Genomic DNA, 21,877 nt, shown 5'->3' with positions numbered 1-21,877 from the left:
ACACTGCGGAGCCCGAGTCAGCACCTCGAACGAGACCGGCCCATTACGCCGCGTGAGGTACGGCTGATAAACGAGGGTGCCCGGGCCGCCGTACACAGGTCGTATACGACGGCCCGGGCACCGAAAGTCCCGGTCAGCGGCGGGTCAGCGGGTCGCGCGGTTCACCGCGGAGACGACCGCCTTCAGCGACGCACGTGTCGTGTTCGCGTCGATGCCGATTCCCCACAGAACCTTGTCGCCCACCGCGCACTCGATGTAGGAGGCGGCCTGCGCGGAGGCGCCCTCGCTCATCGTGTGCTCCTGGTAGTCCAGCAGGCGTACGTCCACGCCGATGGACTGCAGGGCGTCGAAGAAGGCCGAGATCGGACCGTTGCCCGAGCCGGTCAGGACCGTGTCCGCGCCGTCCACGGTCGCCTCGACGGTCAGCGTGTCCACGCCGTCGGTGTCCGTGGTCGACTGGCCCGTGCGCACCTGGATGCGGCCCCACGGGTTCTCCGGGTTCGGCAGGTACTCGTCCTGGAAGACCGCCCAGATGTCGCGCGGCGTGATCTCCCCGCCCTCGGCGTCCGTCTTCGCCTGGATGATCTTCGAGAACTCGATCTGCATCCGGCGCGGCAGTTCCAGCTTGTGGTCGTTCTTCAGGACGTACGACACACCGCCCTTGCCGGACTGCGAGTTGACCCGGATCACGGCCTCGTAGGAGCGGCCCACGTCCTTGGGGTCGATGGGCAGGTACGGCACCGCCCACTCGATGTCGTCGACCGTTACGCCCTTCGCCTTCGCGTCGGCCTCCATGGCGTCGAAGCCCTTCTTGATGGCGTCCTGGTGGGAGCCGGAGAAGGACGTGTAGACCAGGTCGCCCACGTACGGGTGGCGCGGGTGGACCTCCATCTGGTTGCAGTACTCCCACGTACGACGGATCTCGTCGATGTCGGAGAAGTCGATCTGCGGGTCGACGCCCTGCGAGAACAGGTTCATGCCCAGGGTCACCAGGTCGACGTTGCCGGTGCGCTCGCCCTGCCCGAACAGACAGCCCTCGACGCGGTCGGCACCGGCCATCAGCGCCAGCTCGGCCGCCGCCACCGCCGTACCCCGGTCGTTGTGCGGGTGAACGGACAGGACGACGTGCTCGCGGCGGGAGAGGTTGCGGCCCATCCACTCGAAGCGGTCCGCGTGCGTGGACGGGGTCGAACGCTCCACGGTGGCGGGCAGGTTGAGGATGATCTCGCGGCCCGGACCCGGCTGGTAGACGTCCATCACCGCCTCGCAGACCTCCAGCGCGAAGTCCAGCTCGGTGTCGGTGAAGATCTCCGGGCTGTACTGGTAGCCGAACTCCGTCTCGGGGCCCAGCAGCTTCTCCGCGTACTCCATCACCAGACGGGTGCCGTCGACGGCGATCTGCTTGATGTCGTCCTTGGAGCCGCGGAAGACGACCCGGCGGAAGACCGGGGCGGTCGCGTTGTACAGGTGGACGGTCGCGCGACGGGCGCCCTTCAGGGACTCCACGGTCCGCTCGATCAGGTCCTCGCGGGCCTGGGTCAGGACGGAGATCGTGACGTCCTCGGGGATCGCGCCCTCCTCCTCGATGATGGAGCGCACGAAGTCGAAGTCGGTCTGGCCGGAGGCCGGGAAGCCGACCTCGATCTCCTTGTAGCCCATCCTGACCAGCTGGTCGAACATCCGGCGCTTGCGCTCGGGGGACATCGGGTCGATCAGCGCCTGGTTGCCGTCGCGCAGGTCGGTGGAGAGCCAGCGGGGTGCGGTGGTGATCCGCTGCTGCGGCCAGGTGCGATCGGAGATGTCGACCTGGTCGTACCGGCCGTACTTGTGGGTCGGCATGGGGCTGGGCTGCTGGCGGTTGGCCATGATCGCGGGGGCTCCTCGGAAAGGTCCGGATGGACGGCCGACGACGCAACGCCAGAGCACCGCGGGGAGGGGGTCGGCCTTGTCTACAGGCCCTCGCCGCGGCAGCTAAGGAGAAGCAGCCCGAATCGCATGATGCTGGGCAGCCTAGCCGAGCCGTCCCGGAGGCGCCGGGGCGTATCAGCATGCGGAACCGGCCCATAGCATCTCGTGACGCGGAGTGACGAGAGATATCCCCGCATTTCATCAATCGCGGTGGCAACTAGTGACTTTGATGTCACGCAGTGCAAGCATTTCCAGGTATGAGTACCCACGGGGGCTTCGAGCCCGTCTTCTGCACGATCGTCCCGCCGCACGTCCTCGACAAGCTCGCCCAGGACTCCGACCCGGCCGTGGCGGACCCCGCCCGCCGCTCCCTGGAGCGCGACGCGTTCGAGCGCACCCGGCGGCGGCTGACCACCGTGATCGGCGCGGCCGCCGTCGAGCCGCACGGCGCCGCCGCCGACAAGCCGCACCGCACGATCTACGACGCCCGGCACACCCAGCACCTGCCCGGACACCGGGTCCGCACGGAGGGCTCCGAGCCCGGCTCCGACGCCACCGTCAACCGCGCGTACGCGGGACTCGGCGCCACCTTCGAGCTGTACCTGAAGGCGTTCGGCCGCCACTCCATCGACGACAGCGGCCTGCCCCTGAAGGCGACCGTGCACTTCGACAAGGACTACGACAACGCCTTCTGGAACGGCGACCAGATGGTGTTCGGCGACGGGGACGGCGAGATCTTCCTCGACTTCACCATCCCGGTCGACGTCATCGGCCACGAACTCACCCACGGCGTCACGCAGTACACCGCCAACCTCGCCTACTTCGGCCAGTCCGGCGCGCTCAACGAGTCGCTCTCCGATGTCTTCGGCTCGCTGATCAAGCAGTACACCCTCGGCCAGACCGCCGCCGACGCCGACTGGCTGATCGGCGCGGGCCTGCTCGCCCCGCGCGTCACCGGCAAGGCGCTGCGCTCCATGAAGGAGCCGGGCACCGCCTACGACGACGACGTCCTCGGCAAGGACCCCCAGCCCGCCGACATGGAGCACTACGTCCACACCGGCCGGGACAACGGCGGCGTCCACATCAACTCCGGCATCCCCAACCGCGCCTTCTACCTCGTCGCCTCCGCCATCGGCGGCTACGCCTGGGAGAAGGCCGGCCACATCTGGTACGACGTGCTGACCGGCGGCGCCCTCGAACAGGACGCCCAGTTCACCGACTTCGCCACCCTCACCGTGAAGGCGGCCCGCGAGCGGTTCGGCGCGGGGGCGGAACTCCAGGCCGTGGAGAAGGCGTGGGAGGAAGTCGGGGTGCACACGCTCTAGTTCCGTACTAGACAGGTCCCCATGCGTATCCAAGTACGGCGCACGGGCGGCTTCGCGGGCATCGAGCGGCGGGCCGAGATCGACACCTCGGCCCGCCCCGACGGCACGGAGCTGCGCTCCCTCGCCGAACGCGCCCTGGCCTCCGCGCCCACCACCCCGCCCCAGGGCGTCCCCGACGGCTTCCACTACGAGATCACGGTCGACGGCCGCACGATCCACACCGCCGACCCCCGACTGACCGACGCACAGCGGGAGTTGGTGTCGCGGGTGCTGAAGGAGGGCGCCTGAGCGGGCGGCTCGGGACCGCTTGACCTTGTCGTTGGCGGCAGGGTCGGACGATGTGCGGCATGAGGGACACCACACGCCACAGGATCGTCGTCGTCACCGGGGCGGGTACCGGCATCGGGCGGGCCACGGCCCGTGCCTTCGCCGCCGAGGGGGCCCGGGTGGTCGCCGTGGGGCGGCGGCCCGGACCGCTCGACGACACCGCCGCCGGGGACGCCCGGATCGCCCCGCTGCCCGCCGACATCACCGCCGAGGACGGCCCCGAGCGGATCGTCCGGGCCGTCCTCGAGGTACACGGGCGGCTGGACGTGCTGGTGAACAACGCGGCCGTCGTGCGCGGCGGCGCCCTCGGCACGCTCACACCGGACGCGGTCACCGCCCAGCTCGCCACGAACCTCACCGCCCCCGTCCGTCTCACCCAGGCCGCGCTCCCCGCGCTGGAAGAGGCGCGCGGGGTGATCGTCAACGTCAGCACGTCGGTCGGTCAGCGGGCGTGGCCCGGGAACTCGGTGTACGCCGCGACCAAGGCCGCCCTGGAGACCCTCACCCGGAGCTGGGCGGTGGAGCTGGCACCGCGCGGGGTGCGGGTGGTCGCGGTCGCCCCGGGTGCGATCGACACCCCCATCGGCGTGCACCAGGGCCTCAGCCCGGAGCGGATGGCCGCCGTACGGGAGTGGCAGCTCGCCCACACCCCGCTCGGCCGCGTCGGACGGCCGGAGGAGGTGGCCTGGGCGATCACCCGGCTCGCCTCTCCCGACGCCTCGTTCGTCACCGGGGCCGTCCTCCCCGTGGACGGCGGCGCGGTCGTGGCGTGAGCCGTCGCGTGGTGGGCGTGACGCACACGTGGTGGGCCTGAGCCGTCGCGTGGTAGGAGTGGGCCCGGAGGTGACGCGGGTGCGGATCGGTGAGCTGGCGGAGAAGACCGGGACGACCGCCCGCGCGCTGCGCCACTACGAGCAGGCCGGGCTCATCTCCTCCGAACGCGCGCCCAACGGCTACCGCGTCTACGGCACCGGGGCGGTGACCCGCGTCCGCAACATCCGCCAGCTGCTTGCCGCCGGGCTCACTCTGGACGACGTACGGGTCTTCCTGCCTTGCCTGGACGGCGACCTGGCCACGGCACGGCCCTCGGAGAAGGGCCTGAGGGTCGCCCGGGAACGGCTCGCCGTCCTGGAGGCGCGCATCGCGGCCCAGACCGAGACGCGTGATCGCCTCGCGGCCGCACTGGGACACCGAACTCCCCTGCGCGAGCGTTGACTTCGCGGGCGCGGCGTACGGATGATCCCCGCATGGCGACTGACGCGCGCGGTCCTGTGCCCCGGTTTCCCGAGGGGTTTCTGTGGGGGGTGTCCACCTCGGCGCATCAGATCGAGGGGGCCGTCGGGCTGCGGGAGCCGTCGGTGTGGGACGTGTTCACGGCCGAGCCGGGGCGGGTGAAGGACGGGTCCACGGCGGCGGTCGCGTGCGACCACTTCCACCGGTGGCCGGAGGACGTGGCACTGCTCGCGGACCTCGGCGTGGACGCGTACCGCTTCTCCGTCTCCTGGCCGCGTGTCGAGTCACCGGGCGGGCTGGACTTCTACGACCGGCTGGTGGACGCACTGTGCGCGGCGGGCGTGCGGCCGGTGCCGACGCTGTTCCACTGGGATCTGCCCGCCTCACTGGACTGGCTGGAGCGGGACACGGCATACCGGTTCGCGGACCACGCGGCCCGGGTCGCGGAGCGGCTCGGGGACCGGGTGGTGCAGTGGATCACGCTCAACGAGCCCGCCGAACACACCCTGTTGGGCCACGCGCTCGGCATCCACGCCCCCGGCAAGCGGCTGCTGTTCGACGCGCTCCCGGCCGCCCACCACCAACTCCTGGGCCACGGCCTCGCGGTACGCGCCCTGCGCGCGGCCGGGGCGACGAGCGTCGGCATCGCCAACTCCCACGGCCCCACCTGGCCCGCCTCCGCCGACCCGGCCGACCAGGAGGCCGCCGCCTTCTACGACCTCCTGCTGAACCGGATGTTCGCGGAGCCGGTCATCCTGGGCCAGTATCCGGAGGGTATCGGGGAGTTGATGCCGGGCGACCCCGACGCGGACGCCCGGATCATCGGGGAGCCGGTGGACTGGTACGGGATCAACTACTACGCGCCGACCCGGGTGGGCGCCCCGGAGGGCACCGACACCGAGTTCGGCGGAGTCACCGTCCCGGCCGAACTCCCCTTCTCCCTCAAGGAGATCGAGGGCTACCCGGTCACCGACTTCGGCTGGCCCGTCGTACCCGAGAGCCTGACCGAGCTGCTCACCGGCTTCCGCGACCGCTACGGCGACCGGCTCCCGCCTGTCGTCATCACCGAGAACGGCTGCTCGTACGAGGGTCTCGACGACCAGGACCGCATCACCTACCTGGACGCCCATGTCCGCGCCCTGCACGGCGCGTTGACCGCCGGGGTCGACGTGCGCGGGTACTTCGTGTGGTCGTTGATGGACAACTTCGAGTGGGCCGAGGGGTACGCCCGCCGCTTCGGTCTGGTCCACGTGGACTTCGCGACGCGGGAACGCACCCCGAAGGCGTCGTACCGCTGGTACCGCGAACTGCTGCGCAGCCTCAGGGACTAGAGGTCGTACCCGCCCGACACCTCGATGTTCTGCGCGGTGACCCAGCGGCTCTCGTCGGAGACCAGGGTGGCGATCAGCGCGCCGACGTCCTCGGGCTCGCCGACCCGGCCGAACGCGGTGCGCGCGGCGAGGGCCGGGATCACCTCCGGGAAGCGGGTGAAGCCGTCGTCGCCGAGGCGGGTGCGGGTCGGCCCCGGCGAGACGGCGTTGACGCGGATGCCGCGCGGGGCGAACTCCTTGGCCATGTAGCGGGTGAGCACGTCGATGCCGCCCTTCAGGGCCGCGTAGGCGGAGTAGCCGGGCTCCGGGGAGGCCGTCGCCGAGCTGCTGCTCGTGTTGACGATCGCACCCCCGTCGGCCATCAGCGGCAGAAGCTTCTGGGTCAGGAAGTACGGCCCCTTCAGCAGCACCCGCGCCATCAGGTCGAAGGTGTCCTCGGTCATGTCCTCGATCAGCGCGGACTGGGCGAGCCCCGCGTTGTTCACCAGGTGGTCGAACGTGTCCCGCTGCCAGGTGTCCCGCAGCACGCCGGCCACGGTGTCCCGGAAGGCGTCGAAGGTGCCGGACGCCCCGAGGTCCAGCGGCAGCGCGACGGCCATGCCGCCCTCCTTCTCGACGGCGGCCACGGTGTCGAGCCCGCCCTGCCGGTTGCGGCCGTAGGTGAGGATGACACCGATACCGCGCTTGGCGATCTCGACGGCGGCACCGCGCCCGATGCCGGAGCTGGCTCCGGTGACGATGGCGACCTGCATGGGATTCCTCCAGGAGTGAGGGCCGATGGACTTCCTTCCTCCATTAGGCGCCTCTCACCTGCGGAAACGTAGAGCGATCCTCCTCCGTACCTGCACGATCCTCGCGTGCGCGGGAGCCGGGACGCCGGGAGGTGCTGCAATGGAGATATGCGTGACGAGCGAACGGACTCCCGGCTGGAGGAGCTGCGCGCCCTGCTGGAGCGGCATGTGCGGCCCGACTGGACCACGGCCATCGACGGCGTGCTCATCTCACGGGTCGACCGCCCCGATCCCCCGCAGCCCTCGATGTCGGGGACGGTGCTGGCGGTGATCGCGCAGGGCGCGAAGCAACTGGCCCTGGGTGACCGGGTGTTCACGTACGGCGCCGGGCAGTATCTGGTGGCGTCGGTCGACCTGCCGGTGACGGGGCATTTCGTCCACGCGGACCCCGAGCACCCGGCCCTCGGCTTCGGCCTCACCCTGGACCCCTCGGCGGTCGCCGAACTGCTGCTCGGGGCCGCCCCCGGAGACCTCCCGCGCACGCCCCAGGGGACGCCCTCGGGCATCGCCGTCAGCGACGCGCCCACCGCGCTGCTGGACGCGGTCGTACGGCTGCTGCGTCTGCTGGACGAGCCCCGCGACCGGGCCGTACTGGCGCCGCTGGTCAAGCGGGAGATCCTGTGGCGGCTGATCACCGGGGAGCAGGGCGCGACGGTCCGCCAGCTGGGGCTGCCGGACAGCGGGCTCAGCCATGTCTCACGGGCCGTCGGCTGGATTCGCGAGCACTACGCGGAACCCTTCCGGGTGGCGGACGTGGCGCGGCTGTCCGGGATGAGCGTCTCGGCGTTCTACCGCAACTTCCAGGCGGTGACGGCGATGAGCCCCATCCAGTTCCAGAAGCAGATCCGGCTCCAGGAGGCCCGGCTGCTCCTCGCGACCCGCCCCGGTGACATCACCGGGGTCGGGCGGCGCGTGGGCTACGACAACCCGTCGCAGTTCAGCCGGGAGTACCGGCGTCGGTTCGGGGCCCCGCCGAGCCGGGACGCGGCACGGCTGCGGGAGGCGGCGCGGAGTCCGGCGGGGGTGTTGACCCAAGGAGCGACGTGAAAGGTGACGGCGCGTCAGAAGCCGAGCTTGCGGAGCTGCTTGGGGTCGCGCTGCCAGTCCTTGGCGACCTTCACGTGCAGGTCGAGGAAGACCGGCGTGCCGAGCAGCGCCTCGATCTGCTTGCGGGACTTGATGCCCACGTCCTTCAGGCGCTTGCCCTTGGGGCCGATGATGATGCCCTTCTGGCTGGGGCGCTCGATGTAGACGTTCGCGTGGATGTCGAGCAGCGGCTTGTCGGCCGGGCGGTCCTCGCGGGGCAGCATCTCCTCGACGACCACGGCGATGGAGTGCGGCAGCTCGTCGCGCACGCCCTCCAGGGCGGCCTCGCGGATCAGCTCCGCGATCATGACCTGCTCGGGCTCGTCGGTGAGGTCGCCCTCGGGGTAGAGCGCCGGGCCCTCGGGCAGCAGCGGGACGATCAGGTCGGCCAGCAGACCCACCTGCTTGTCGCCGACCGCCGAGACCGGCACGATCTCGGCCCACTCGAAGCCCAGCTCCTTGCCGAGCTGGTCGATGGCGATGAGCTGTTCGGCCAGGGCCTTGGAGTCGACCAGGTCGGTCTTGGTGACGATCGCGACCTTGGGGGTCTTCTTGATCCCGGCCAGCTCCTTGGCGATGAACCGGTCGCCGGGGCCGAGCTTCTCGTTCGCCGGGAGGCAGAAGCCGATCACGTCGACCTCGGCCCAGGTGGTGCGCACCACGTCGTTCAGCCGCTCGCCGAGCAGCGTGCGCGGCTTGTGCAGGCCGGGGGTGTCGACCAGGATCAGCTGGGCGTCGTCGCGGTGGACGATGCCGCGCACCGTGTGCCGCGTCGTCTGCGGCTGGTTCGCGGTGATCGCGACCTTCTGCCCGACGAGAGCGTTCGTGAGGGTGGACTTGCCCGCGTTGGGGCGGCCCACGAAGCACGCGAAGCCTGCACGGTGGACGCTGTCGCCCGACCGCTCGGATGACTGGGTACGAACGCTCATGCCGACCATTCTCCCTGATCCTCGGAGCGGCGCCGCACGGACGGGTGTGGGGATGCGGTGGAACACCGCGGTACGTCCCGGGCGGCACCGTCCTGAACCGCCGACGTCACGCTCCGAAACATCACGGTAACGCCCTCGTAGGCGCCCGGAAACGCGGACCGGTGACCCTCTGACGAGCCCCCGCCCCCTCCCCGACCCGCCGGAGACGCCCGTGACGCCCGTGACCCTCGCCGCCGCGCACGCCGACTCCGGCGACACCGCCTGGCTGCTCGCCGCCACCGCCCTGGTCCTGCTGATGACCCCGGGCCTGGCCCTCTTCTACGGCGGCATGGTGCGCGCGAAGAGCGTGCTCAACATGCTGATGATGAGCTTCGTGTCCATCGCCCTGGTCACGGTGGTGTGGCTGGCGGGAGGCTACTCGCTCGCCTTCGGCGCGGACCTGGGCGCGGGCCTGCTGGGCGACCTCCACGAGGCGGGCATGGCCCACATCGGCCCCTCCTCCCTCCACGGCACGGTCCCCACCCTTCTCTTCGCCACCTTCCAGCTCACCTTCGCGATCATCACGGCGGCGCTGATCAGCGGGGCGGTGGCGGACCGGACCCGGTTCCCGGCGTGGCTGGTGTTCGTCCCGCTGTGGACCCTGCTCGTATACGTTCCGGTCGCGCACTGGGTATGGGGTCCCGGCGGCTGGATAGGCAGCGGCGGCCTGGGCGCGCTGGACTTCGCGGGCGGGCTGCCGGTGGAGATCACGTCGGGCGCCTCGGGGCTCGCGCTGTGCCTGGTCCTCGGCCCGCGGCTGGGCTTCAAGAAGGACGCGATGCGCCCGCACAACCTCCCGCTCGTGGTGCTCGGCGCCGGTCTGCTCTGGTTCGGCTGGTTCGGCTTCAACGCGGGCTCCGCGCTCGGCGCGAACGGCCTCGCCGCGGCGGCCTTCCTCAACACCCTCGCCGCCGGCTGCACCGGGCTCCTCGGCTGGCTCCTGGTCGAGCAGAAGCGGGACGGCCACCCGACGACACTCGGCGCGGCCTCGGGCGCGGTGGCGGGCCTTGTCGCCATCACCCCCGCCTGCGGGGTCGTCTCCCTGCTGGGCGCGCTGGTGGTCGGGCTCGCGGCGGGGGTCGTCTGCTCGTACGCCGTGAGCTGGAAGTTCCGGCTGAACTACGACGACTCCCTGGACGTGGTCGGTGTCCACCTGGTCGGCGGGATCATCGGCACGCTGCTGATCGGGCTGTTCGCGGACCGGGCGCTGACCGGCGGGGCGGAAGGTCTGCTCCACGGGGGCGGTCTCGCGCTCCTCGGCCGGCAGTCGGTGGCCGTCCTCGCCGTGGGCGCCTACGCCTTCACGATGACGTACGCCCTCGGGAAGCTCCTCGACCGCCTGATGGGCCTGCGCGCGAGCGAGGACCACGAACGGACCGGCCTGGACCTTACGGTGCACGCCGAGACCGCCTACGATCACGGGGTCCTGGGCCATGGCGCCCCCGTCCGGAAGGCCGGCACCCCCGCATGAAGCTCATCACCGCCGTCGTGAAGCCCCACCGCCTCGACGAGGTCAAAGAGGCGCTCCGCGCCCTCGGCATCCACGGCCTCACCGTCACCGAGGCCAGCGGCTACGGCCGCCAGCGCGGCCACACCGAGGTCTACCGCGGCGCGGAGTACCAGGTCGACCTCGTCCCCAAGGTCCGCCTCGAAGTCCTGGTCGAGGACGCGGTGTCCGACGACGCGATCTCTGCGGTGGTGGAGGCGGCACGGACCGGGCGCATCGGCGACGGCAAGGTGTGGGCGGTACCGGTGGAGACGGTGGTGCGGGTGCGGACGGGCGAGCGGGGGCCTGCGGCGCTCTGACCAAGTCTGCCCACCCGCCCGCTCTTACTCGGCGTCACCTCAAGCTCGATACCTGCTCCTGCTACAGCACGGTGCCTTCCCAGTCTCCCGAGACGGGTGGGTGTGGTGGGCGAGGCGGGGGTCCAGGGGGCGGAGCCCCCTGGGGGCCTCAGCCGGCGGAGACGGTCAGGTGGACGACTCCGTCGGAGGCAGCGAGCAACACCGGCGTGCCCGCGCCTCCCAGGTCGGCCACCGCGGCCAAGTCCGAGGCGGCCAGCGCCCCCGCCTCCGACACCACCGCCGCCGCCTCAAGAGACCTCGCCCCGGAAGCCACCGCCATCGCGACAGCCGTACGCAGCGCGCTCAAGGACAGGGACGGCAGCTCCACGGACCCCGCCGCGTACGTCCGCCCCGTCTCGTCCCGTACCGCCGCCCCCTCGGCGACGCCGTTCCGCGCCCGTACCGACCGCGCCAGCGTCACGATCTTCCGGTCCTCAGGATCAAGCTCGTTCTCGCTCATGCCCCGAGCATACGAACAGCGGAACCCTCCCCCGCCAGCCACTCCAGCTTCGCCGCCGTGTCCGCCTCGTCCAGCGGGGTGTGCAGCACCACCAGGAGATCGGGCCGCGCGGGCACCTGCATCGCCGTGGACTCGACGACCAGCCGCCCGGCCACGGGGTGTTCCAGTTCCTTGCGGATCTGCCCCTGGTCCTCGATGTCCCGCTCGGCCCAGATCCGGCGGAACTCGGGGCTCGCGTCGCTGGCTTCGGCGAGGACGGCCTGAAAGCCCTCGTCGTCGGGGGAGGCGGCGTACATCGCCCGGAACTGCGCGACGACGATACGCGCGTTCTGCTCCCAGCTCCGGCTGCGCAGCTGGTAGAGCGGATCGGTGAAGAAGTCGACCAGGCAGTTCCCGGGAACACCCCCGCGCCCCATCCCGAGCACCACGACGGCCGCGTGGTTGAACATGACGCAGTTGTAGTAGCGGTCCATGATGTGCGCCGGATACGGCATCCAGGTGTCGATCAGCCGCCGCAGCCCGTCGCACATGTCCCTTCGGTCCGGGGTGACTTGGGGCGCGGGCGGGTTCAGCCCGGCGAGCAGATAGAGGTGCCGCCGCTCGGCGTCGCTGAGCCGCAGCACCCGCGCGACCGCGTCGAGCACCTGCGGGGAGACGGAGATGTCCCGCCCCTGCTCCAGCCACTGGTACCAGGAGGCGCCCACGCCCGCGAGCACGGCCACCTCCTCGCGCCGCAGCCCCGGCGTACGGCGCCGCACCCCGCCCGCCGGCAGCCCCACCTCCTCGGGGCTCACCCGGGCGCGCCTGCTCATCAGGAACTCCCGCAGCTCGGTGCGCCGTTCACTTCTCGCCGTACCCGCAGACGCCACGTGCCGCTCCCCCGTCGTCGCCGTGTCTGGTGGTGCCACCACCACCATAAGTTCCGACTCCCCGCGTTTCTTCCCGCGCCCGCAGGCTCGTGCCATGGCGATCGACACGACCACCGAACCGAACCCCACCTCAAGCGAACTACCCACTCCCGTAAGCCCCGCAGACCCCGTAAAGCTGTCCACCCGCGACAGGCTCGTCCTCTTCGTCCTGTGCGCCGCCCAGTTCATGGTCGCCCTGGACTTCTCCGTCCTGAACGTGGCCCTGCCCCAGCTCGGGGACGACCTCGGCATGAGCCGTACCGCGCTCCAGTGGGCGGTCACCGCCTTCGCGCTGCCCTCCGGCGGCTTCCTGCTGCTGTTCGGCCGGGTCGGCGACCTCTACGGCCGCCGCAGGCTGTTCCTCGGCGGGCTCGGCCTGTTCGGCGCGGCCTCGCTGCTGGCGACGCTGGCCTGGAACCCCGAGATCTTCCTCGCCGCCCGCGCGCTCCAGGGGCTCGGAGCGGCGGCCATCGTGCCGACCGGCATGTCCCTGCTGACGACCACCTTCGCGGAGGGCCCGGCCCGCGACCGCGCGCTCGGCGTCTCCGGCGCCCTGCTCTCCCTCGGCTTCACCACCGGCATGATCGCGGGCGGCGTCCTCACCGACACCCTCGGCTGGCGCTCCACGATGGCCCTGCTCACGCTCGTCACGCTGCTCGTACTGCCGCTGGCCCCCGCTCTGCTGCCGGAGTCCCGCACCGCCACGCACCGGCGCCTGGACGTGCCCGGCGCGGTCACCGTCACCGGCGGCCTGCTGTCCCTGATCTACGCCCTCTCCAGCGCCGCCGACCGCGGCTTCGGCCACGCCGACGTGCTCGTCTGCCTGGTCGCGGGGCTCGCCCTGCTGGCCGGGTTCACCGTGATCGAGTCCCGTACCCCCGCACCCCTGGTCTCCCTGCCGATGCTGCGCCGCCGCACGGTGGCGTGGGGCAACCTGGGCGGTCTGGTCACCTTCTCGATGATGTCCGCGGTCGTCTTCGTCCTGACCCTGTACCTCCAGGAGATCCTGGGCCTGTCCGCGTTCGAGACCGGGCTCGTCTTCGGCGTGCAGGGCGTCCTGTCGGTCGTCGCGGGCACCCTCGCCCCGAAGGTCATCGGCCGCCTCGGCGCCCCCCGCACCCTGGTCGTCTCGCTGGCCGGTCAGGGTGCGCTGGTGGCGACCCTGCCCCTGCTCGACACCGGCTCCTGGTCGGCCTGGCTCGCCACCGCCGCCGTGTCCCTGGCGAGCGTGTGCCACCTGGGCGCGATCGTCTCGTACGGCCTCACCGCCACCTCGGGCGTCCCCGACACCGAACAGGGCCTGGCCACCGGCCTGGTGACCTCCACCCAACAGGTCGGCATCACCGTCGGCATCCCCCTGCTCGGCAGCCTCGCCGCCGCCTCCCCCGACCTGCTCTCCGGCGTCCACACGGTGCTGGGCCTGGACGCGGCGATCGTGCTGGCCGCCGCCGCGCTGGTCGGGGTGGGGCTGCGCCGGGGCCGGACGCGCCCCTGACGGCCGTACGCCGTACCGTCACGGGCGGTCGAGCCGCAGCCGCTCCGCCCGTGGCAGGCCCGCCACGACCAAGTCGTAGGAATCCTCGACCAGTTCGCGGAGCAGGGCGTCCGGGAGGGCGCCGTCCGCCGTCACCGTGTTCCAGTGGCGCTTGTTCATGTGCCAGCCGGGGACGATCAGGTCCTCGTGCTCGGCGCGGAGCCGGACCGCGTCCTCCGGGTCGCACTTGAGGTTGACCGTCAGGGGCCGCGCGCCCAGGTTCGTCAGCGCGAACATCTTGCCCAGCACCTTGAAGACCGAGGTCTCGGGGTTGAAGGGGAAGTCCTCCACGACCGCGTTGAAGGACAGACAGAGGGCGCGCAGCTCCTGGGGCCTCACTCGGGTTTCTCCTCCCGCGCCGTACTCCCGGCGGGCTCGACCAGTACCGTCACGATCTTGTTCCGGCGTCCGGCCGCCGCCTCCGCCGTGAGCTTCAGGCGGCGCTCGTCGGGGAGTTCGACCTCGGCCGAGGCGCCCGCGATGGGCACGCGGCCCAGCGCCTTGGCGAGCAGCCCGCCGACGGTCTCCACGTCCTCGTCGTCGTACTCCTCCAGGCCGTACAGCTCGCCGAGGTCGGTGATGTCCAGACGGGCGGTGACCCGGAAACGGCCGTCGCCCAGCTCCTCGACGGGCGGCAGCTCGCGGTCGTACTCGTCGGTGATCTCGCCGACGATCTCCTCCAGGATGTCCTCGATGGTGACGATCCCGGCCGTGCCGCCGTACTCGTCGATGACGACGGCGACGTGGTTGCGGTCCTTCTGCATCTCGCGCAGCAGGTCGCCCGCGTTCTTGGTGTCGGGCACGAAGACGGCGGGGCGCATCGCGGTGGAGACGAGGTCGTTCTCCGCGTCGCGGTTGATGTGCGTCTTGCGGACCAGGTCCTTGAGATACACGATCCCGACGATGTCGTCCTCGTTCTCGCCGGTGACCGGGATGCGGGAGAACCCGGAGCGCAGGGCGAGGGTGAGGGCCTGGCGGATGGTCTTGTACCGCTCGATGACGATCAGGTCGGTGCGCGGCACCATCACCTCGCGCACCAGGGTGTCGCCCAGCTCGAAGACGGAGTGCACCATGCGGCGCTCGTCGTCCTCGATCAGCGACTCCTGCTCCGCGAGGTCGACCATCGCGCGCAGCTCCGCCTCGGAGGCGAACGGGCCGCGCCGGAAGCCCTTGCCGGGGGTGAGCGCGTTGCCGATGAGGATCAGCAGCGAGGGGATCGGGCCCATGATCCTGGCCAGCGGCAGCAGCACGTACGCCGCGACCGTGGCCGTGTTCAGCGGGTGCTGGCGGCCGATGGTGCGCGGGGAGACGCCGACGGCGACGTACGACACGAGCACCATGACCGCGATGGCGATCAGCAGGGCTTCCCAGGTGTCCGGGAACTCCCGCAGGCAGGCGTACGTCACCAGCGCGGCCGCCGCCATCTCGCAGGCGACGCGGACCAGCAGGGCGACGTTCAGATAGCGGGTGGGGTCGGCGGCGACCTGGGCGAGCTTGGCGCTGCCCCGGCGGCCGGACTTGACGGCCTCCTCGGCGCGGAAGCTGGAGACACGGGCGAGGCCCGCCTCCGCACAGGCGGCGAGCCAGGCCACGACGATCAGCGCGACCGCGCCGACCACGATCTGCGGACTCATGCGACCCCTCTTACGAGACGGTCGGCGCCGGGGACGGCCCGGTCAGCCCGCGCTCGGCCCGCCAGCCGTCCACGATGGCGGCCTGGAGCCCGAACATCTCGGCCTTCTCGTCGGGCTCCTCGTGGTCGTAGCCGAGGAGGTGCAGCACTCCGTGGACGGTGAGCAGCTGGAGCTCCTCGTCCATGGAGTGCTGGGTCGGCGCGTCGGCGCCCTGCTGGGTGGCGACCTCGGGGCAGAGCACGATGTCGCCGAGGAGGCCCTGCGGGGGCTCCTCGTCCTCCTTGCCCGGCGGACGCAGCTCGTCCATCGGGAAGGACATGACATCCGTCGGCCCCGGCAGGTCCATCCACTGGATGTGCAGCTGCTCCATGGCGTCGGCGTCCACGACGATCACCGAGAGCTCGGAGAGCGGGTGGATGCGCATCCGCGCGAGCGCGTAGCGGGCGATGTCGAGGATCGCCTGCTCGTCTACCTCGGTGCCGGACTCGTTGTTGACGTCGATCGACATGGTCGTGCTGGCTCTACTTCCCCTTGGGTCCGGCCTTGCCGCGGCTGTGTCCCTTGCGGGCGCCGTTCTCGGTGCCGTGCGTGCTGTCGTACTGCTCGTACGCGTCGACGATACGGCCCACGAGCTTGTGCCGGACGACATCCTGCGACGACAGCCGCGAGAAGTGCACGTCCTCGACGCCCTCCAGGATCTCCTGCACCTGCCGCAGGCCGGACTTGGTGCCGTTCGGCAGGTCGACCTGGGTGACGTCACCGGTGATGACGATCTTCGAGTCGAACCCGAGCCGGGTGAGGAACATCTTCATCTGCTCGGGGCTGGTGTTCTGGGCCTCGTCCAGGATGATGAAAGCGTCGTTGAGCGTGTTGTGCGTCAGCAGGTGGTCCTGGGTGACGTAGAGGGAGTCCTCGGCGGCCACCTGGATGCAGACACACTCCTCGCGGCCCGCAGGCTCGATGCTGTCGATGAACCGCATCGGCCGACCGCCGCCTCCGGCCGCGTGGTACGTGTCGCGCTTACGGGCGAGACGGAAGGGCTCGACGCCTTCCGGCAGGCGAATGTCGATCACGTGCGCGTCGTACCGGTACGCGACCTCACGCCCCTTGGCGAGGCCCGGCCTGCGGCCCTCGGCGGGCCTGCGGCGGGTGTACGCGACACCGCCCAGCGACTGGACCAGCGCGATCACATCGTCGCGGAGCATGATCGACGTGGTCGTGTACTGGATCCGGCAGGTGCGATCCCGCTGGGTGACGGGACCTCCGTCGGAGTCGAGCAGGCCCTGAAGGACGGCCAGCCGGACTTCGGGCGAGTTGTGCAGGTAGTCGTCCGGAACAAACTTGGAGTGCGAGCGGGTACGCAGGAGGTCCAGTTCACGCAGGACACGCGTGACCGGGTTCTCCAGTGTGACCACGTCGCCCGGCGACTTGACGCGGTTGAGGACGTAGTCGGGTCCGCTCTTGTGGCGTACGGCCACGCCGGGCAGGGCGCCTTCCAGAGCCTCGGCCAGTTCCGGATCCTCCGTCGCGAAGGAGGGAGTGGTCGAGCCGGTCAGGCAACCGTCGCCCAGCAGCAGACCCAGCGCGTACGGGTCCATGGGGACCGGGCGCTCGGGGAAGCAGACCGGCGCCGTGAGGAGAGGCAGCTCGTACCGGCGGGCGTGCGCCGCCCGCAGGTTGCCGATCATCTCCTTGGTCTCCAGGACACGCCAGGGCTTGTCGCGGCGCTTGTCGGACGCCGTACGGACCGTCCACAGGTGCTCGCCGCAGCACAGCGTCCAGGAGCCGTCCTGGGCCGTGACACGGTAGATGTCCTTCTCGCCCTGCGGATAGACACCCAGCACCGGCGTCGGTTCACCGTTGGAACCGATGACCAGGTCACCGACCTGGAGGTCGCCGATGGGGCGCCACCCGTCCGGGGTGAGGACGTTGGTGAAGACCGGCTGGGCCCGGCCACGCATGTACGCCAGCGGAGCGACCTCGATGGTTCCCGCCGCCATCAGCCTCGGAATCGAGTCCGGGTCGAGCATGTCGTGCAGGGCGTCGTAGAGCGGGCGCAGGTAGGGGTCGATCTTCTCGTAGAGCGTGCCGGGGAGGAAGCCGAGGCGTTCGCCGGCCTCCACCGCGGGGCGGGTGAGGATGATCCGGTTGACCTGCTTGGACTGGAGCGCCTGGACCGCCTTGGCCATGGCGAGGTAGGTCTTGCCGGTGCCGGCGGGGCCGATGCCGAAGACGATCGTGTGCTTGTCGATCGCGTCCACGTAACGCTTCTGGTTGAGCGTCTTGGGGCGGATCGTGCGGCCCCGCGAGGACAGGATGTTCTGCGTCAGCACCTCGGCCGGGGTCTCCGGGCCGTCGCTCGTACCGTTGTCGCTCGCCTTGAGCATGGCGATCGAGCGTTCCACTGCGTCCTCCGTCATCGGCTGCCCGGTGCGGAGCACGAGCATCATCTCGTCGAACACGCGCTGGATGAGGGCCACTTCCGCCGAGTCGCCCGTCGCGCTGATCTCATTGCCCCGGACATGGATGTCGGCCGCCGGGAAGGCCCTCTCGATCACGCGCAGCAGGGAGTCTCCGGACCCCAGCACGGTCACCATGGGGTGCTGGGCGGGAATGCTGATCTGTGCTCGCGCCCGCTGCGCGGAAGTCTGAGCTGTGGGTGTCTGAGTCATGGGCCGGCGCTCAGGGCCTGCGAATCCTCCTCATCACGGCCGCACCCCTGAGGGCGGCCTCGCACTGTCCAGAGTACGACGCGGCCCCGACAAGGCGGCAGCGGTTTTCCTCCGGTCGGGGGGCGGGGTCCGGTGTCGGCGGAAGGCCGTCCTTTGCGGGGTGTCCGCCCCCCTTCTCACTACGCCGACCGGCCGAACCCGATCGTCGGGACCGCTCGGCGCAACGGCCAGGGGCGGTCCAGGCGGGGTGGGACCATCCGGTCGAGGAAGGCGTAGCGGTGGAGGGCGGTGGGGTTCTGGCCGGGGACGGACTGGACGCGGCGCCACCAGGCGCCGATCTCGGACCAGCCGGGGGCCGAGAGGGAGCCGCCGAACTCCTGGACGGAGAGGGCGGCCGTGAGCCCGGCGAGGGCGAGGCGGTCCGCCAGGGGCCAGCCCGCCAGGGTGGCCGTCACGAAGCCGGCCACGAAGACGTCGCCCGCCCCCGTGGGGTCCAACGCCTCCACCTCGATCGCGGGGACCTCGGCCGTCTCCCCCGTGCGGCGGTCCACCGCGTAGGCGCCCTCCGCGCCGAGGGTGACCACCGCCAGCGGGACGTGTGCGGTGAGGGCGTGGGCGGCGGCCCGGGGGCAGGTCGCGCCGGTGTACCGCATCGCCTCCTCCGCGTTGGGGAGGAACGCCTCGCAGTGTTCGAGGTCGGCCAGACCGGCGAGGTCCCACGCGCCCGTGTCGTCCCAGCCGACGTCCGCGAAGATGCGGGTGCCGCGCCGGGCGGCCTGGGCGATCCAGGGGGCGCGGGTGCCGGGGGTCAGGGAGGCGACGGCGGCGCGGGCGGGCGGCGGGCAGTCGGGGGCCGGTTCCTCCGGCGGGGGCTCGTGGCCGTGGGAGATCATCGTCCGCTCGCCCTCGTACGCCATGGAGACCGTCACCGGCGAGTGCCACCCCCGCACCGTGCGGGACGGCGTGAGGTCGATGCCCTCGCCCCGGGCGAGCGCGTCCCAGCAGTACTCCCCGTAGTGGTCGTCCCCGAAGGCCGCCGCGAGCGACGTACGCAGGCCGAGCCGGGCCAGCGCGGCGGCCATGTTGGCGACACCGCCGGGGCTGGACCCCATCCCCCGCGCCCATGACTCCGTACCCCGCACCGGCGCCGAGTCCAGGCCGGTGAAGACGATGTCCAGGAAGACCGTGCCGGTGAGATAGACGTCGAAGGGCGGATCGCCGGGCGCGCGCAGGGCGGCCAGCGGGTCGACCTGGGCCTGGCGGCGCGCTGCCTGGGTGAGGTGTTCCGGTTCTCCTCCGGCTTCCTCTCCGGCGATCGCGGGGGACGGGGTCACGGCGAGCTCCCTGTCGTGGTGCGGATCTGGCCAGTGTGCACCACGTCGGCCGCGTACCGGGAAGGTCCCGTACGACGTCAGCCCCAGGTGGTACCCGGAGCCGAGCCGCACCGGGACCGCCCCGTCACCAGCGCGGCATCACCGGTGTCCGCCACCCCGGTTCGGCCACGCGCATCGCCGCCGCGTCGTCCCGTTCGCGCAGCCGCCCGTCGTCGTCGAGCCAGCGCCGGTGCAGCCGGGCCAGCTCGTCGCGGTCCAACTCGACGCCCAGGCCGGGTCGTTCGGACACCGCCACCCGGCCCTCGGTGAAGGCGATCCGCGACGTGAGCACGTCCTCCGACTGCCAGGGATAGTGCGAGTCGCACGCGTGGTGGAGGTTCGGCACGGTCGCCGCGACCTGGGTCATCGCGGCCAGGCTGATGCCGAGATGGGTGTTGGAGTGCATGGACACCCCGACCCCGAAGGCGGCGCATATCGCCGCGAGGTGACGGGTGTTGCGCAGCCCGCCCCAGTAGTGGTGGTCGGAGAGGACGACCTGCACGGCGTCGCGCAGGAACGCCTCCCTGATCTCCCCGAAGGTGGTCACGCACATGTTGGTCGCGAGCGGCACCCCGCTCCCGGCGGCCACCTCGGCCATCGCGGGAGTGCCCAGCGTCGGGTCCTCCAAGTACTCCAGTACGTCCGCGAGTTCGGCCGCCACCTTCAGCGAGGTCGGCACGGACCAGGCGCCGTTGGGGTCGAGCCGGAGCGGCTGCCCGGGGAACGCCTCGGCGAGGGCGTGCACGGCGGCGACCTCCTGCTCCGGCGGGAAGACCCCGCCCTTGAGCTTGAAGGAGGTGAACCCGTACCGCTCGGCAAGGAGGCGGGCCTGCGCGACGATCCCCGCCGGGTCCAGCGCCGCACCCCAGTCGTCCGGCTCGCACCGCACGCCGTCCGGGTGGGCGCCCCACTTGTAGAAGAGGTACGCGCTGTACTCCACCGAGTCCCGCACCCGCCCCCCGAGCAGCGCGTGCACGGGAAGCCCGAGCGCCCGCCCCTGCGCGTCCAGGCAGGCGACCTCGAAGGCGGAGAGCACGGAGAGGCGGAGTTTGTCGGCGCTGCGCACCCCGCGCAGCCCGCCCGCGTCCAGCGCTCCGCGCACCCGGTCCTCGTCCACGTCGAGTCCGAGACCGAAGAGCGCGTTCACATCCGTGACCGAGCGGCCGACGAGATGGTCGGCCAGCGGACGCGCCAGCTCCAGGTAGTCGGTGTCCCCGTAGGTCTCCCCGAGCCCGGTCGCCCCGCCCGCCGTGACCACCTCCACGATCAGGCGCGGGGTGTACGGCTGGTGCACGCCCTGGGCGTTGAGCAGCGGCGGGTCGGCCACCAGGACGGGGGTCAACCGGACGTCCACCACGGTCAGTTCGCGGTTCACAGCGCGGCCCCCACCAGGTCGAGTCCGGTGGCCAGCAGCTCCCGCAGCGCGGCGAGGTCGGTGTCCGACGGGTCGACGAGCGGGGCGCGCACGGGTCCGACCCGTTGTCCGCGCAGCCTCGCCGCCGCCTTGACCAGGGAGACCGCGTACCCGGGCACCCGGTCGCGGAGGTCGGCGAGGGGGCCGTAGAACTCCCGGAGCAGCTTCTCCGTGGTGCCGTGGTCGCCGCCGCGCAGGGCGGTGAAGAAGGCCCCGGCGATCTCGGGGGCGAAGGCGTGCACGGCGGAGGAGTAGGCGGGGACGCCGACGGCGGCGTAGGCGCGGGCCTGGAGTTCGGCGGTGGCGGCGCCGTTGAAGAAGAGGAAGTCCTCGGGGGCGGCGAGGGTGAGGCGCCTCAGGCGGTCGAGGTCGCCGTGTCCGTCCTTGAGGCCGATGACGCCGGGGATGCGCGTCAGGCGTCGCAACGACTCGGTGGTGTAGGCGACTTGGCCGCGCTGGTAGGTGATCAGCGGCAGCCGAGTGCGGGCGGCGAGCTGCTCCAGCTGGGCGACTAGGCCGGCCTGCGGGGCGGCGGTGAGGTAGTGCGGGAGGACGAGCAGGGCGTCGGCCCCGGCGTCCTCGGCGATCCGGGCGAAGCGGGCGGCCTGCGCCCAGCCGTACCCGGTCCCGGCGACCACCGGCACCCGCCCGGCCGCCTCCTCGACGGCGATGGTGACGACCTGCCGGTACTCGTCCTCGTCCAGGGAGAAGAACTCACCCGTGCCGCAGGCCGGGAAGAGGGCGCCGGGTCCGGCCGTGAGCCGGGAGGCCACATGGGTGCGGAAGCCGTCGGGGTCGAGGGAGCCGTCGTCGTGGAACGCGGTGAGCGGGAAGGACAGCACGCCGTGCGCCATGCCCTCCCTCAGTCGTCGTGCCACATCGCGCGGGTCCGGGTCGTCGCTCATCGGCCATCATCTCCCCTTGTGAATGCCGATCACGTATGAGAACAGAGGCTAGGTACACGTACACGACACCGTCAATGGCGCATCGGGAGGGGGTGCGACGAGAAGAGGCGCGGCAGGAAAGGGGACGGGCGCACAGCAAAGAGCCCCACCCCGCCGAACGGCG

21 protein-coding genes are annotated in these 21,877 nt (G+C 71.5%); 9 read left to right on the top strand and 12 right to left on the bottom strand.

Annotated elements, in window-relative coordinates; all coding sequences use genetic code 11:
- Nucleotides 1-144: 144 nt before the first annotated feature.
- Entirely contained in the window at nucleotides 145-1,866 is a 1,722-nt protein-coding gene (gene leuA / locus AB0E91_RS29715; protein WP_361788187.1) for a 2-isopropylmalate synthase, read from the bottom strand.
- 299 nt (nucleotides 1,867-2,165) lie between these two features.
- Between leuA and AB0E91_RS29710 the strand changes: the two genes are divergently transcribed.
- The 5 genes from AB0E91_RS29710 (at nucleotide 2,166) to AB0E91_RS29690 (ending at nucleotide 6,124) form a co-directional block, all read left to right on the top strand.
- Nucleotides 2,166-3,233, top strand: a complete 1,068-nt coding sequence (locus AB0E91_RS29710) for a M4 family metallopeptidase (protein WP_361788185.1) — start codon at nucleotides 2,166-2,168, stop codon at nucleotides 3,231-3,233.
- 21 nt (nucleotides 3,234-3,254) lie between these two features.
- On the top strand, nucleotides 3,255-3,521 hold the full coding sequence (locus AB0E91_RS29705; RefSeq protein ID WP_361788183.1) for a protealysin inhibitor emfourin: 267 nt from the start codon (nucleotides 3,255-3,257) through the stop codon (nucleotides 3,519-3,521).
- Between the two features lie 59 nt (nucleotides 3,522-3,580).
- Nucleotides 3,581-4,333 carry an SDR family oxidoreductase gene (locus AB0E91_RS29700; protein ID WP_361788181.1) on the top strand — a complete coding sequence of 251 codons (753 nt, stop codon included), beginning with the start codon at nucleotides 3,581-3,583 and terminating at the stop codon, nucleotides 4,331-4,333.
- Between the two features lie 79 nt (nucleotides 4,334-4,412).
- Complete coding sequence (locus tag AB0E91_RS29695) at nucleotides 4,413-4,775, top strand: MerR family transcriptional regulator (RefSeq protein ID WP_361788314.1); 363 nt, start codon at nucleotides 4,413-4,415, stop codon at nucleotides 4,773-4,775.
- Nucleotides 4,776-4,807: 32 nt separating this feature from the next.
- Nucleotides 4,808-6,124 (top strand): GH1 family beta-glucosidase, encoded by a 1,317-nt coding sequence (locus AB0E91_RS29690; RefSeq protein ID WP_361788179.1) that lies wholly within the window; start codon nucleotides 4,808-4,810, stop codon nucleotides 6,122-6,124.
- Here the strand turns inward: AB0E91_RS29690 and AB0E91_RS29685 are convergent.
- Nucleotides 6,121-6,876 (bottom strand): SDR family oxidoreductase, encoded by a 756-nt coding sequence (locus AB0E91_RS29685; protein ID WP_361788177.1) that lies wholly within the window; start codon nucleotides 6,874-6,876, stop codon nucleotides 6,121-6,123. The genes AB0E91_RS29690 and AB0E91_RS29685 overlap by 4 nt on opposite strands.
- A 147-nt stretch (nucleotides 6,877-7,023) precedes the next feature.
- Here AB0E91_RS29685 and AB0E91_RS29680 point away from each other — a divergent pair, with 147 nt between their 5' ends.
- Nucleotides 7,024-7,962 carry an AraC family transcriptional regulator gene (locus AB0E91_RS29680; protein WP_361788175.1) on the top strand — a complete coding sequence of 313 codons (939 nt, stop codon included), beginning with the start codon at nucleotides 7,024-7,026 and terminating at the stop codon, nucleotides 7,960-7,962.
- Nucleotides 7,963-7,976: 14 nt separating this feature from the next.
- Here AB0E91_RS29680 and era read toward each other — a convergent pair whose 3' ends face one another.
- Entirely contained in the window at nucleotides 7,977-8,930 is a 954-nt protein-coding gene (gene era, locus AB0E91_RS29675; RefSeq protein ID WP_018545209.1) for a GTPase Era, read from the bottom strand.
- Nucleotides 8,931-9,150: 220 nt separating this feature from the next.
- Between era and AB0E91_RS29670 the strand changes: the two genes are divergently transcribed.
- Together AB0E91_RS29670 and AB0E91_RS29665 are read left to right on the top strand one after the other, a co-directional pair.
- A complete protein-coding gene (locus AB0E91_RS29670) occupies nucleotides 9,151-10,440 on the top strand; it encodes an ammonium transporter (protein WP_361788313.1) in 1,290 nt (429 codons plus the stop codon).
- On the top strand, nucleotides 10,437-10,775 hold the full coding sequence (locus tag AB0E91_RS29665) for a P-II family nitrogen regulator (protein ID WP_361107238.1): 339 nt from the start codon (nucleotides 10,437-10,439) through the stop codon (nucleotides 10,773-10,775). Before AB0E91_RS29670 ends, AB0E91_RS29665 begins: the two co-directional genes overlap by 4 nt.
- Nucleotides 10,776-10,923: 148 nt before the next feature.
- Here the strand turns inward: AB0E91_RS29665 and AB0E91_RS29660 are convergent, their stop codons facing one another.
- Complete coding sequence (locus tag AB0E91_RS29660) at nucleotides 10,924-11,274, bottom strand: cytidine deaminase (protein ID WP_361788172.1); 351 nt, start codon at nucleotides 11,272-11,274, stop codon at nucleotides 10,924-10,926.
- The gene (locus AB0E91_RS29655) at nucleotides 11,271-12,086 is read right to left on the bottom strand and encodes a helix-turn-helix transcriptional regulator (protein WP_361788170.1); all 816 of its coding nucleotides are present in this window, start codon (nucleotides 12,084-12,086) and stop codon (nucleotides 11,271-11,273) included. Before AB0E91_RS29655 ends, AB0E91_RS29660 begins: the two co-directional genes overlap by 4 nt.
- 151 nt (nucleotides 12,087-12,237) lie before the next feature.
- On the opposite strand from AB0E91_RS29655, the gene AB0E91_RS29650 reads away from it, so the two are divergent.
- Nucleotides 12,238-13,677, top strand: a complete 1,440-nt coding sequence (locus AB0E91_RS29650) for an MFS transporter (protein WP_361788168.1) — start codon at nucleotides 12,238-12,240, stop codon at nucleotides 13,675-13,677.
- An 18-nt stretch (nucleotides 13,678-13,695) separates the two neighbouring features.
- Here the strand turns inward: AB0E91_RS29650 and AB0E91_RS29645 are convergent, their stop codons facing one another.
- The 7 genes from AB0E91_RS29645 to AB0E91_RS29615 all read right to left on the bottom strand — a co-directional run bounded on the left by AB0E91_RS29645 (nucleotide 13,696) and on the right by AB0E91_RS29615 (nucleotide 21,714).
- The gene (locus tag AB0E91_RS29645; RefSeq protein ID WP_361788166.1) at nucleotides 13,696-14,055 is read right to left on the bottom strand and encodes an MmcQ/YjbR family DNA-binding protein; all 360 of its coding nucleotides are present in this window, start codon (nucleotides 14,053-14,055) and stop codon (nucleotides 13,696-13,698) included.
- Nucleotides 14,052-15,350: a hemolysin family protein gene (locus tag AB0E91_RS29640; protein WP_361788164.1), complete on the bottom strand. Its 1,299-nt coding sequence runs from the start codon at nucleotides 15,348-15,350 to the stop codon at nucleotides 14,052-14,054. Before AB0E91_RS29640 ends, AB0E91_RS29645 begins: the two co-directional genes overlap by 4 nt.
- A 10-nt stretch (nucleotides 15,351-15,360) precedes the next feature.
- A complete protein-coding gene (ybeY, locus tag AB0E91_RS29635; protein ID WP_361788162.1) occupies nucleotides 15,361-15,858 on the bottom strand; it encodes an rRNA maturation RNase YbeY in 498 nt (165 codons plus the stop codon).
- A 13-nt stretch (nucleotides 15,859-15,871) separates the two neighbouring features.
- The gene (locus tag AB0E91_RS29630) at nucleotides 15,872-18,022 is read right to left on the bottom strand and encodes a PhoH family protein (protein WP_361788160.1); all 2,151 of its coding nucleotides are present in this window, start codon (nucleotides 18,020-18,022) and stop codon (nucleotides 15,872-15,874) included.
- Nucleotides 18,023-18,201: 179 nt separating this feature from the next.
- Complete coding sequence (locus AB0E91_RS29625) at nucleotides 18,202-19,338, bottom strand: PfkB family carbohydrate kinase (RefSeq protein WP_361788311.1); 1,137 nt, start codon at nucleotides 19,336-19,338, stop codon at nucleotides 18,202-18,204.
- 142 nt (nucleotides 19,339-19,480) lie between these two features.
- Nucleotides 19,481-20,770 (bottom strand): glucarate dehydratase family protein, encoded by a 1,290-nt coding sequence (locus AB0E91_RS29620; RefSeq protein WP_361788158.1) that lies wholly within the window; start codon nucleotides 20,768-20,770, stop codon nucleotides 19,481-19,483.
- A complete protein-coding gene (locus AB0E91_RS29615; RefSeq protein WP_361788156.1) occupies nucleotides 20,767-21,714 on the bottom strand; it encodes a 5-dehydro-4-deoxyglucarate dehydratase in 948 nt (315 codons plus the stop codon). The genes AB0E91_RS29620 and AB0E91_RS29615 overlap by 4 nt, the downstream gene beginning before the upstream one ends.
- Nucleotides 21,715-21,877 lie beyond the last annotated feature (163 nt).

It is taken from the genome of Streptomyces sp. NPDC026659 (genome assembly GCF_040638245.1).
Taxonomy (GTDB): Bacteria; Actinomycetota; Actinomycetes; order Streptomycetales; family Streptomycetaceae; genus Streptomyces.
Note: the sequence above shows the minus strand (reverse complement) of the source record. Positions and strands in the feature narration are given on the sequence as shown.